Source organism: Nocardioides kongjuensis (genome assembly GCF_013409625.1).
GTDB lineage: Bacteria > Actinomycetota > Actinomycetes > Propionibacteriales > Nocardioidaceae > Nocardioides > Nocardioides kongjuensis.
This window is the reverse complement of sequence record NZ_JACCBF010000001.1, coordinates 3,388,314-3,400,362: the sequence shown is the minus strand read 5'-3', so window position 1 is coordinate 3,400,362 and position 12,049 is coordinate 3,388,314. Positions and strand designations below refer to the sequence as shown.

At 71.4% G+C, this 12,049-nt stretch carries 9 protein-coding genes; 6 read left to right on the top strand and 3 right to left on the bottom strand.

Annotation, left to right across the window (positions count from 1 at the left end; genetic code table 11):
- Window positions 1-111 precede the first annotated feature (111 nt).
- Window positions 112-702, bottom strand: coding sequence for a DUF6230 family protein (locus BJ958_RS16380; protein ID WP_179727991.1), 591 nt, complete (start codon window positions 700-702; stop codon window positions 112-114).
- A 241-nt stretch (window positions 703-943) separates the two neighbouring features.
- Here BJ958_RS16380 and lepB point away from each other — a divergent pair, with 241 nt between their 5' ends.
- The 5 genes from lepB (at window position 944) to BJ958_RS27370 (ending at window position 5,898) form a co-directional block, all read left to right on the top strand.
- Complete coding sequence (gene lepB / locus BJ958_RS16375; protein WP_179727990.1) at window positions 944-1,576, top strand: signal peptidase I; 633 nt, start codon at window positions 944-946, stop codon at window positions 1,574-1,576.
- A gap of 140 nt (window positions 1,577-1,716) precedes the next feature.
- Window positions 1,717-3,003, top strand: coding sequence for a DUF445 domain-containing protein (locus tag BJ958_RS16370; protein WP_218865805.1), 1,287 nt, complete (start codon window positions 1,717-1,719; stop codon window positions 3,001-3,003).
- The gene (locus BJ958_RS16365) at window positions 3,000-3,524 is read left to right on the top strand and encodes an Abi-alpha family protein (protein ID WP_218865803.1); all 525 of its coding nucleotides are present in this window, start codon (window positions 3,000-3,002) and stop codon (window positions 3,522-3,524) included. The genes BJ958_RS16370 and BJ958_RS16365 overlap by 4 nt, the downstream gene beginning before the upstream one ends.
- A gap of 99 nt (window positions 3,525-3,623) precedes the next feature.
- A complete protein-coding gene (locus BJ958_RS16360) occupies window positions 3,624-4,958 on the top strand; it encodes a DUF445 domain-containing protein (protein WP_179727989.1) in 1,335 nt (444 codons plus the stop codon).
- Window positions 4,959-4,980: 22 nt separating this feature from the next.
- The gene (locus tag BJ958_RS27370) at window positions 4,981-5,898 is read left to right on the top strand and encodes an Abi-alpha family protein (protein ID WP_218865801.1); all 918 of its coding nucleotides are present in this window, start codon (window positions 4,981-4,983) and stop codon (window positions 5,896-5,898) included.
- A 9-nt stretch (window positions 5,899-5,907) separates the two neighbouring features.
- On the opposite strand, the gene BJ958_RS16350 is transcribed toward BJ958_RS27370, so the two are convergent.
- Complete coding sequence (locus tag BJ958_RS16350; protein ID WP_179727988.1) at window positions 5,908-7,395, bottom strand: helix-turn-helix domain-containing protein; 1,488 nt, start codon at window positions 7,393-7,395, stop codon at window positions 5,908-5,910.
- A 260-nt stretch (window positions 7,396-7,655) separates the two neighbouring features.
- Window positions 7,656-9,113 carry a hypothetical protein gene (locus BJ958_RS16345; protein ID WP_179727987.1) on the bottom strand — a complete coding sequence of 486 codons (1,458 nt, stop codon included), beginning with the start codon at window positions 9,111-9,113 and terminating at the stop codon, window positions 7,656-7,658.
- A gap of 246 nt (window positions 9,114-9,359) precedes the next feature.
- Between BJ958_RS16345 and clpB the strand changes: the two genes are divergently transcribed.
- Complete coding sequence (gene clpB / locus BJ958_RS16340; RefSeq protein WP_179727986.1) at window positions 9,360-11,951, top strand: ATP-dependent chaperone ClpB; 2,592 nt, start codon at window positions 9,360-9,362, stop codon at window positions 11,949-11,951.
- Window positions 11,952-12,049: the final 98 nt, after the last annotated feature.

Genomic DNA, 12,049 nt, shown 5'->3' with positions numbered 1-12,049 from the left:
TCCCAACGAGACGAGGGGTGCCTCGTGGGGCGCGCGGCCGCGCGCCCCACGAGGCGATGTGCTGAGTCGACGGCGACCGGGCCCAGCCAGCCGTCGGAGGTCGGGCTCGGATCAGTTGCCGAGCGCGACCGAGAGCGACAGGTTGTCGAGCGCGAGGCTCTGCAGCGTGATCGCGTAGGCCTTGGCGTTGACGTTCGGCAGGTCCGCCGAGGAGCTCGTCAGCGCGAAGCCGTCGGCGACGTACCCGCTGTCTGCCGCGGTGTTGGCGAAGCCCGCCTCGGACTGCGCGACACCGATGGTGGTGGTGCCGAGGGTGGCGCCGTTCGGCGTGGTCAGGGTCTTGGCGTTCAGCCCGACCGATCCCAGCGCGATCGTCGTGTCCGTCGAGGCCACCTCGAGGTGGGCCTTGCTGCCGAGCAGCGGGATCGTCACGTCGGGAGTGACGACCTCGATGCCGCTCGCGTTGGTGTTCGCACCGGTCTCCGCGTAGATCGTGGCCTGGTTGCCGCCGGCGACGTTGGCCGCGCCGGTGCGCGCCTTGAGCCCGTCACTGGTGATCCGGTCACTGTTGAGCGTGAAACCGTCGGCCGACGACAGCACGGCGCCGACCATTCCCTGCAGCATCGCGACCCCGAGCCCTGCGGTGAGCAGGGTCGCCGGGACCGTGACGGCTGCGAACCGACCCAGACGGGTACGGCCCATTCCTTCGACCTTCTTCAACTTTCCTCCCAAAGGCACCCGTCGATCCCTCCCGAACCGACGGTGGAACGCTGGCCGCATCCCCATGCCTTCAACCGAGGGGGTCCCGAGCCCTCCTCAGTTCGGCCAAGCGTGACGGAGTGTGACACACACCTCGAGGTGTGCGCGACACTCGGTAACAGTTTTTTTCTCAACCTTCCTCGACCGCTGCCGATGACTCCCGGATGACGTACGGTTGCGCGCCGTGACCCACCGCGCCGACTCGCGACCCTGGCTGCGCACCGTCCTCGGCATCACCGCACTGGTCGTCTTCTTCGCCGTGATGCTGGTCGTCATCGCGGCCCTCGCGTTCTCGGTGAAGGTGTCCGGCAGCAGCATGGAGCCGACCCTCTCGACCGGTGACCGGCTGCTCGTCGACCCGTTCGGGAAGGGCGAGGTCCATCGTTTCGACATCATCGAGAGCACCCTCGGGGATCGCGAGATCCCTGTCGTGAAGCGGGTGATCGGCCTGCCGGGCGATCGGATCAAGGTCCGCGCCGACCAGGATCCGCCGGTGGTCCTCGTGCGACCCGCGGGCGGCGACGCGACGTACGTCGTCGACAACCCCACCTGGGCCGGTCGCGTCGGCGCGAAGGTCGCCGGCTGCTGCACCGACGACGGCACCTCGCTGCCCGCCGGGAGGTCGCCGGCCTGGGTCACCGTGCCCGACGGCTCCTACTGGGTGGTCGGGGACAACTGGGGCGGGTCCGACGACTCGCGCACCTTCGGCTTCGTGCGCGACGACCAGGTGAGGGCGCGGATCGTGTTCCGGCTGCAGCCGGTCGGCGAGGTCGGCCGGCTGCCCGACCGGGCGCGGTTGGTGCCCGGGAAGGAGTAGGCCCCGCGACTTTCTGTGACCGAATGTCGCAGGAACCCTCGCCAAGGCGGGTGGCCGTGGTCTAGTGTCCCGGCCCGGGAGAGGGACCCGTACGGCGGCACATGGGACGCCGGCACGGGTGGGACGAAGGCAGGACACCCATGTTCTCGGACGATCTCGGTGGCATCGGCTTCTGGTCGATCCCCGTGTTCACGGCGGTCATCGGCTGGCTGATCAACTGGTCGGGACTGTGGATGCTGTTCGCGCCGATCCACTTCCACGGCGTCCGGGTGCCGGGCCTGGCCCGGGTCGCGGGCGCGTTGCCCCGTCGGGTCCAGGAGGTGCCGGGCATCCTGCGCGGCGGCGTCGGCTGGCAGGGCATCGTGCCCGCCCGCGCCGCGAAGATGGGCAGCATCGCCGTCGACAAGGCGATCTCGCGCATCGGCACGCCGCGCGACTTCTACGAGCGGCTGGAGCCGGACGCGATCGCCGCGCACATCGTCGGCAGCTTCCGTGAGGAGGTGCCGCTCCTCGTCGACGAGGTCATGTGGCGCGAGCACCCGCAGCTGTGGGCCAACCTGCCGCGCGCGATCCGGGCGGGCGTGATCGAACGCGTGCAGGCCCAGCTGCCCGAGGTGGTCGGCCGGGTCACCGGCGAGATCGGCGAGCACATCGACCAGCTCCTGGACCCGAAGGTGATGGTGATCGAGCACTTCGAGCGCCACCCGGAGGTGGTGGTCCGGATCTTCCGCGACTTCGGTGCCCGCGAGCTGCGGATGATGGTGGTCCTCGGCTTCGTGCTCGGCTTCCTGCTGGGCATCCCGGTCGCCGTCCTCGACCACCTGCTGCACCGGGCGTGGCTGCTGCCCGTCCTCGGCGTCGCGGTGGGCTGGGTGACCAACCTGCTCGGGATGTGGCTGATCTTCGAGCCGCCGGAGCCCCGCAGGATCGGCCCGTTCCGCGTCCAAGGTCTCTTCGCGCGCCGCCAGTGGGAGGCCGCCGACGTCTATGCCCGGCACATCGCCGCCGACGTCATCACCCTCGAGCGGATCGGTGCGCACCTGCTCGACGGCCCCGCCGGCGACCGGACCCGCCAGGTCATCGCCGACGCGCTGCACCCGGCCATCGACCTGGCCCTCGGGCCGTTCGCGCCCGCTGTGCGCGCCGCTGTCGGACCGCGCCGCTTCGACGCCATCCGCCGCACCGTGGCGCTCGAGGCAGCAGACCGCACCCTGGTCCCGCTGCGCGACGCCGACTTCAGCGCCCGGCAGTCGGTGCGGATCCGCACCCTCGTCGCCGACCGCTGCCGCGAGCTGCCGCCGCGCGACTTCGTCGAGATGATGCGCGCCGCCATCAAGGAGGACGAGTGGCTGCTCTACGCCCACGGCGCGATCATGGGCGCGGCCGGCGGCTTCCTCCACCTGTGGCTGTTCGGGGTCGGCGGATGAACCACCCGGCGACGGACGGCCTGGCCGCGCGTGGTCGCGCGCTGCTCGCCCGCTCGCGCGACGTCGCCGCCGTCCCGGTCGAGCACCCCGCGTTCGCCCGGGTCCTCGACCAGCTCGCGCCCGACGAGGCCCGGCTGCTGTCGTTCCTGCACGCCTGCGGGCCCGAGCCCACCGTCGACGTCCGGGTCGGCGGCCTCATGGGCCGCCTCGCGCCCGCGGTGCTGGCCCGGGGGCTGACCATGGTCGGTGCCCGCGCCGGCGTACGACGTCCGGAGCGCCTGTCCCTGCACCTCACCAACCTGCGCCGGCTCGGGCTGGTCGCCGACGCGGACGAGCCGGTCGCCGACCTGAGTCGCTACCAGGTCGTCGAGGCCCAGCCGGCCGTGCTGGCTGCCGTGCGCGCCGCGCGCCGCGCGCACGTCGTACGCCGGCGCCTCGAGCTGACCCCGTTCGGCCGGGCCTTCGTGCTCGCCTGCCTCGCGGGGGACGAGGCAGGCGGTTCCTGCGACACCGTGACCTGAGATCCCTGTGCCGGTTACCACAACAGGCGTTAACCTCCACCCGTCGGGTCCGAAGGTGCATGGGGGCACGGCCGGGACCGACAAGGACGAGAGGTACGCGTGGACGCAGTGCTGGACGGGCTCAGGGACTGGGCCGACCACGTCGACTGGTTCGCCTTCGTGTCGATCCCGTTCTTCACCGGGATCATCGGCTGGCTGATCAACTGGTCGGGCCTGTGGATGCTGTTCAAGCCGATCAACTTCTACGGCTTCCGGGTCCCCGGCCTCAAGGAGGTGGCCGGCGTCCTGCCGCGCAAGCTGCAGGAGGTCCCCGGTTGGATGGACGGCGGCTTCGGCTGGCAGGGCATCGTCCCCGCCCGCGCCGCGAAGATGGGCAGCATCGCCGTCGACAAGGTGATCGCCAAGCTCGGCACCCCCGCCGAGTTCTACGCCCAGCTCGAGCCCGACCAGATCGCCGAGCACATCGTCGCGGTCTTCCGGCCCGACCTCCCCGACCTCGTCGACGAGGTCATGATGCGCGAGCACCCGCGGCTGTGGCGCGACCTGCCGCGCCCGGTGCGCCAGGCCGTCATCGACCGGGTCCAGGCGCAGCTGCCCGGGGTCGTCAAGACGATCACCGACGAGATCGGCGTCCACATCAACCAGCTGCTCGACCCGAAGATCATGGTCATCGACCACTTCCGCAAGAACCCCGAGCTGGTGGTCAAGGTCTTCAAGGACGTCGGCCAGCGCGAGCTCAACCTGATGGTCGCCTTCGGTTTCATCTTCGGCTTCCTGCTGGGCATCCCGGTCGCGATCATCGACCAGACCTGGCACATCTGGTGGCTCCTGCCCCTGCTCGGGGTCGTCGTCGGCTGGACGACGAACCTGCTCGGCATGTGGCTGATCTTCGACCCGCCGGAGGAGAGGCGGATCCTCGGCATCAAGGTGCAGGGGCTGTTCCTGCGCCGCCAGGACGAGTGCGCCGAGGTCTACGCCCGGATCATCGCCGACGACGTGATCACGCTCGAGCGGATCGGCGACTTCCTGATGGACGGCCCGCGCGGCGACCGCACCCGGCAGATGATCGCCACCGCGATGCGTCCCGCGATCGACAAGGCGGCCGGCCCGCTGCGCGGCGCGGTCAACGTCGCGATGGGCGGCCGGCGCTACGACAGCATCAAGGACTCCTTCGCCCAGGAGGCGGTCGGGCGCACCATCACGCCGTTCCGGGACCCGGGCTTCAGCAAGCAGCAGTCGGAGAAGATCCGGGTGCTCATCGCCCGGCGCACCAAGGAGCTGCCGCCGAAGGACTTCGTCGAGATGATGCGCTCGGCGATCAAGGAGGACGAGTGGATGCTCTACGCCCACGGCGCGATCATGGGTGCCGCCGGCGGGTTCATCCACCTCGGCATCTTCAATTGGGGCTGGATACCGGGGTTCCCCCCGGCGTGAGGCCCGAGCAGGGAAGGCTGAGATGACTGAGGACCTCGACCAGGACGGCCTGCCGCGGCTGCCCGCGCTGACCGGTCCCGCGGTGGCCGAGTCGCTGCCGGGCCTGGCCCGCGTCGCCGGCTCGGCCGCGCTGCACACCGCCGGCTGGGGCCTGCGCACGACCACCCGCAACTGGATGCGGGTCGGGCGCGCGGTCACCAGCAGGGACGAGGCGGCCTCGCTGATCCGCGACGTCGGGTCCTACGTCGGCGCGCTCGGCGAGGTCGCCAAGCAGGTCTCCGGCGGTGTGCCCGTGGCGACCGCCCTGATGCGTGCGGGCGAGTCGCTGGGCGCCAGCCCGGACCGGCCCCGCGAGGTGGTCGCGACGCCGTACGTCGACGGACAGGTGATCGCGTCGCGCCCGCAGTCGCTGCGCGACCGCGGCAAGGACCTGCTCGAGCGCTCACGCGACGTGTGGAGCACCGACGACCGGCACCCGGCGTTCGACCGGATCCTCGACGAGCTCGCGCCCGACGAGGCCCGGATCCTGGTGATGCTGCTGAGCAAGGGCCCGCAGCCCTCGGTCGACGTCCGCACCGGCGGGCCGATCGGCATGGTCAGCAGCCAGCTGGTCGCCCCGGGCCTCAACATGGTCGGCCCGCGCGCGGGCCTGCGCTACCTGGAGCAGGTGCCGTCGTACCTCAACAACCTGTTCCGGCTGGGCCTGGTGTGGTTCTCGCGGGAGCCCGTCCACGACCACCTGGAGTACCAGGTGCTCGAGGCGCAGCCCGACGTGCTCGCTGCGCTGCACTCGGTGAAGTTCGCCAAGGTCGTGCGGCGCAGCATCCACCTCACGCCGTTCGGTGAGGAGTTCTGCAAGCTGGCGCTCGTCGACGAGGACATCGCCGCCAGCGCGGACCTGCCCGAGCACGAGGCGCCGCCGGAGATCGACGGGGCCTGAGCGAGCCGGTCAGCGGACGATCCGGCCGCCCGCCTGCTGCCACCACGCTGCGGCGGCCCGGGTGGAGGCCGGGAGGGTCGCGTCGGTGGCGAGCTCGGCCAGCTCCGGCTGCTGGGACATGCCCGCCGCGAACATCGCCTCGTAGCCGACCTGGTCCTCGCGCCGGACCAGCTCGTGGAGCAGGCCGCGCTCCAGCGGCACGCCGGCGAAGCCGCAGATGCTGAGCCCGGCTCCGCGCAGGACCGGGTCGTCGGAGGCCAGCCAGGGCGCCGGGTCGGCCGAGTCGAAGGGGATCATCAGGTTCGCGAAGGCGAAGGCGGCGCCGTGCCGGGTCGTCTCGTCCGGCCCCTCCAGCGCCGAGCGGCAGATCGCCTCGCGGACCCGGTCGGCGAACGGCGAGGCGACGAGGAGGAAGGACGACGTCGTCACGTGCGTCGCCCGGAAGTCGTAGAGCACCTCGAACAGCAACCGGGCCAGCATCGCCTCCCCCGCATGGCCGTCGGCGATCTCCGCGGCCAGCGTGGCGGCGTACGTGTAGTGGTGGTTGCGCCGGGTCCGGGTCCAGGCGGCGGCGCGGCGCGGCTCGACGAGCGGTCCGGTGAGGGCGCTGCGGACGGCCGCGCGGAACTCCGGCGGGCAGCCGGCCAGGGTGGCGCTGAGGATCGGCTGACGCAGCGGGTCGCCGACGGCGGCGTCGCACGCGGCGGCGTACACCGGGACCAGCGGGAGCCAGTCGGAGCGGCGCAGGCCGCCGACGCTGCGCATGTTCTGGATGCCGAGGCACCCCGCCCGCGCGATGACCCAGGACTCGTCGGAGAGCAGCTCGCCGCACCAGGTGACCAGGTCGGGGGTGGGCAGCTCGGTGATCGCGCTGAGCAGGTCGGCGGGGCGCTGCATGCCCGGCTGCTCGACCGCCTCGCGGATCGCCTGGCCGACGACGTCGGCGTACGGGCTGCAGCGCAGCTTGCTCAACGCCTCGTAGCGCAGCTGGTAGGCCAGCCCCGCGGCGCGGCCCAGCTCGTCGGTGAGGCGGACGACCAGCGGGCGGATCGTGTGCGCCGGCATCCCGAACGACGTGAGCACGTGGTACTCGGCGAAGCGCAGCCAGTCCTGCGCGTCCGGTTCGGCGGACTGCACGGCGTCGACCGCCTCCGTGAAGCCCGTGAGCGTGGGCTCGGGGACGTAGGGGTCGGTGTCGGCAGGGGCGTAGGCGAAGGTCCGGCACAGCACGTCGATCGGCGCCCGCAGGTGCCCGTGGGGCAGCCCGAGCGCCCGCTCGTACGCCGCCGCCATCGCGCCGCTGCGCCGCCCGGTGGTCTCGACCCGGGACAGCGTGGCGGGCGACAGTCCGCCGCCGCTGCGCGCCGCGAACTCCCGCAGCGGCACTCCAGCGGAGACCCGGCTCGACCGCAGCAACCACCCGATCCGCGCGGCGACGTCGATCCGCGCCCCGGCCAGCGGGGACGGGTCGTCGATCTCATCGGTGTGCCGAGCCACGTCGTCATGGTGCCGCCCGCAGGGGGCGATCGCTGCGTTTCACGACGAGTCCGGACCGAAACAATCGCTTTAGAGGACACCGGGCGTGCCACGTTGTCCTTGGCGCGGTCGACCCTGTGGCCAGCGCGATGTGGGGTCGCGTTCCTGCTCCGGGGACCAGGAGGACGGCCCGGGTCGACCGCGACGACCCGCCGCGACTCGTGGCGGGTGGATGAGCCCGAGACCTGTCCACCCGCCACGTCGGGCCCGGCTCACGACGCTCACTCGATGTAGCGGCCCCCGCGGCGGGGCGGCGGCGGGTGGTGGACCTCGTCGCCGGGCTGGTGCTGGTGACCGTCCGTCGTGTCCCAGGGCGTGTACTTCTGCTGGTCCTTGATCCTCTTCTGCAGGCCGTCGAGCGCCGCCTGGGAGGCGGCGTCCTGGTTGTTCAGGTCGCGTACGCCGAGCTCCAGGTTGTCGGCGGCGTTGGTGACGTCCTGCTTGAGGAGGCCGACCAGCTCGATGAGCAGCTGCAGGGCGCTGTCGTAGGCGGCGAGCGCGCCGAAGTCGCCGCTCGTGGGGAGCCCGAGGCACACGAACCCGTCGTGGGGGTACTCGGCCTTCGCGAACTGCGAGCCGGTCTTGCCGAGGCTCGAGGCGACGTTCGGCAGCACGCTGGTCCAGATGCGGCTGACCTTGTCGAGGTCGAACGAGATACCGGCGCCGAGCTGGGAGCCGTCGGTCACGGTCAGCTCGCCCTCGTGCTCCTTGGTCGCCGGGTCGTCGATCTGGTACTTGGCCTTGGTGTTGGGGCCGGTCGACCCGATGTCCGCGACGGCGGTGCAGTCGTCGCGGATCGCCGCGAGCTCGGTGTCGATCGCGGTCACCAGGTCCGCCTTGGCCTTCTCGACGGTGCTCATGATCGACTCGTACTCGGTCTTGGGCTCGGGCACGGGGGTCTTCGTGACGTCCGCGCCGACGCTGACGGCGACCGACGCGAGCCCGAGGGCAGCGCTGGCGCCCCCGCTGATGAACGCCGAGCCGCCGGCGACCGCCCAGCCGGCGATCTTGAAGAAGGTCTCCCAGCTGGCGCTGCTGGCCGTCCGGGCGGCGTTCAGCTTGGCGAGGCTGTTCTCGAAGAGCAGGACCGCGGTGCACTTCTGCTCGGCCCACACGGCGAGCTCCGCGCAGGCCGCGCCGCCCACCTTGATCAGCAGCGCGTCGATGTTGCCGGTCACGTCGTCGAGCTTGAACAGGAAGTCCTTGCGGAACGCGTCGAAGAGCCCGCCCGACACGTGGTGCTCGCTGACGATGGCCGCGAGGTCCTCGAACTCGACGTTGATCGTGCCGGTGCCCTCCGAGCTCCCGTCGACGACCGTGCCCTCGGCGGCGATGATCGCGTGCGCCTCGGCCAGCGCGTTCACGGCCTGCGTCGCACTCGCCTGGTCGGTGTTGGAGGACAGCCAGCGGTCCCAGATCTCGTCGCAACGCGCCCGCACGGCGTTGAAGGACCCGGTGTAGTCGTCCTCGCCGGTCTGCGGGAGGTCGTTGGACCACCCGCCCTTGCCGCCGCCCTCGCCGTCGGGGCCGGGCCGGTCGGCCCAGTAGTAGGACGTCGTGGAGTTCTGGGTGTACTGCGTCTCCTCGACGGTCCACCCGCCGCTCTTCATCATGGCGTCGATGGCGGCCCGTTTGTACTCGCCCAGGCGGGCGTGGAGGCCGGGGAATCTGGCAAGCACTGCTGAATCGACCACGACGGGACCTTGCTTTCCGAGATGGCGCACGGCCTGGCCGGGCGCCAGAGATGTCAGGGGGACACCTGTGGCCTACCACCTCGTCGGCCCGGTAAACGGGACCGGTGTGACGCGGGACACCCGGACCATCCCAAAGTTGAGTGGAACAGACTCAACTTTCGGGACGTTTGACCTGATGACCGGCCGGAGCATTCCGGCCAAGATGAACCCAGACACTCTCGAGGAGCACGCATGAGCCAATTCGGGGCCGACAAGTTCACCACGCGCAGCCGCGAGGCGATCGAGGCCGCCCAGCTCGCCGCGACCACGGCGGGCAACACCAACGTCGAGCCGATCCACCTGCTCGTCGCCCTGCTGCTGCAGGAGGACGGCACCGCCGCCCACCTCGTGGCCAAGGCCGGCGTCGACGTCTCGGCGCTGGTCCACGCCGCCTCCGCGGCCCGCGACGGGCTGCCGCGCGCCAGCGGCGCCACCGTGCAGCAGCCGGCGGGATCGGCCGCGCTGACCCGGGTGCTCGCGTCCGCCCTGGACCTGGCCCGGTCGATGAAGGACGAGTACGTCGCGACCGAGCACCTGCTGATCGCGCTCGCCACCGTCGAGTCCTCCGCCCAGCAGGTGCTGGGCGAGGCGGGCCTGAGCGCCGACGCGCTGCGCGAGTCCCTGACCGCCGTCCGCGGCAACCGGCGCGTGACGTCGCAGGACGCCGAGGCGACCTACGAGGCGCTGGAGAAGTACTCCGTCGACCTCACGGCCGCCGCCGAGGAGGGCAAGCTGGACCCGGTCATCGGCCGGGACCAGGAGATCCGCCGCGTGGTGCAGGTGCTCAGCCGTCGTACCAAGAACAACCCGGTGCTCATCGGTGAGCCCGGCGTCGGCAAGACCGCCGTCGTCGAGGGCCTCGCGCAGCGCGTGGTCGCCGGCGACGTACCCGACTCCCTCAAGGGCAAGCGGGTGCTCTCGCTCGACCTGATGGGCATGGTCGCGGGCGCGAAGTACCGCGGCGAGTTCGAGGAGCGGCTCAAGGCCGTCCTCGACGAGATCAAGCAGTCCGAGGGCCAGGTCATCACCTTCATCGACGAGCTGCACACCGTCGTCGGCGCGGGCGCCGGCGGCGACAGCCAGATGGACGCCGGCAACATGCTCAAGCCGATGCTGGCCCGCGGCGAGCTGCACATGATCGGTGCGACCACGCTCGACGAGTACCGCGAGTCGATCGAGAAGGACCCTGCCCTGGAGCGCCGCTTCCAGCAGGTCTTCGTCGGTGAGCCCTCGGTCGAGGACACCATCCAGATCCTGCGCGGCATCCAGGAGAAGTACGAGGCCCACCACGGCGTGCGGATCACCGACGCCGCACTGGTCGCCGCCGCGACCCTGTCCGACCGCTACATCTCCGGCCGCCAGCTCCCCGACAAGGCGATCGACCTGGTCGACGAGGCCGCGTCCCGGCTGCGGATGGAGATCGAGTCCTCCCCCGAGGAGATCGACCAGCTCCGCCGCCAGGTCGACCGGCTCAAGATGGAGGAGTTCGCACTCGCCAAGGAGTCCGACGACGCCTCGCGCGAGCGGCTGGAGGCGCTGCGCGCCGACCTCGCCGACAAGGAGGAGGAGCTGCGCGGGCTCGAGGCCCGCTGGGAGCGGGAGAAGGCCGAGCTGGAGGGCGAGGGCGTGCTGCGCCGTCAGCTCGACCAGCTGCGCGTCGAGGCCGACAAGCTGACCCGCGAGGGCAACCTCGCCGGCGCCAGCGAGATCCTCTACGGCCAGATCCCCGCGCTCGAGCAGCAGATCAAGGCCGTCGAGGCCGCCGAGGACACCGTCGACCCCAGCGAGAAGCTGGTCGGCGAGGAGGTCGGGGCGACCCAGGTCGCCGAGGTCGTCGAGGCCTGGACCGGCATCCCCACCGGACGCCTGCTGCAGGGGGAGACCGCCAAGCTGCTCGACATGGAGCAGGTCATCGGCGCCCGCCTGATCGGCCAGGCCGACGCGGTGCGCGCCGTCAGCGACGCCGTACGCCGGGCGCGGGCCGGGATCTCCGACCCCAACCGGCCGACCGGGTCGTTCCTGTTCCTCGGCCCGACGGGTGTCGGCAAGACCGAGCTGGCCAAGTCGCTCGCGGACTTCCTGTTCGACGACGACCGGGCGATCGTGCGCATCGACATGAGCGAGTACGCCGAGAAGCACTCCGTCGCGCGCCTCGTCGGTGCCCCTCCGGGCTACGTCGGGTACGACGAGGGCGGCCAGCTCACCGAGGCGGTGCGCCGGCGTCCGTACTCCGTCGTGCTGCTCGACGAGGTCGAGAAGGCGCACCCCGAGGTCTTCGACATCCTGCTGCAGGTGCTCGACGACGGTCGTCTGACCGACGGCCAGGGGCGCACGGTCGACTTCCGCAACACGATCCTGATCCTCACCTCCAACCTGGGCTCGCAGTTCCTGGTCGACCCGTCGCTCTCGCCGGAGGTCCAGAAGGAGTCGGTGATGGGTGTGGTGCGGCAGGCGTTCAAGCCGGAGTTCCTCAACCGTCTCGACGAGATCGTCACCTTCGACGCCCTGTCCCGTGAGGACCTGGCCGAGATCGTCGAGCTGCTGCTCCGCTCGCTGGAGGCGCGGCTCTCCGCTCGCCGGATCTCGCTCTCGGTGACGCCCGAGGCGCGAGCCTGGCTGGCCGAGACCGGCTACGACCCGGCCTACGGCGCCCGCCCGCTGCGCCGCCTGATCCAGACCGCCATCGGCGACCCGCTCGCCCGGCTGCTGATCAGCGGTGAGGTCACCGACGGTGGCTCGGTCACCGTCGACCGGGGTGAGGACGGGCTGGTGCTCGCGGGCTGAGGTCGCGGGGCGCGGGAATCGCCGCTGAAGCGGTGATTCCCGCGCCTCTTGCCCTTTGCAACGGGCAGGAAGCGGCAACAGCGGTGAGGAAGTACGGC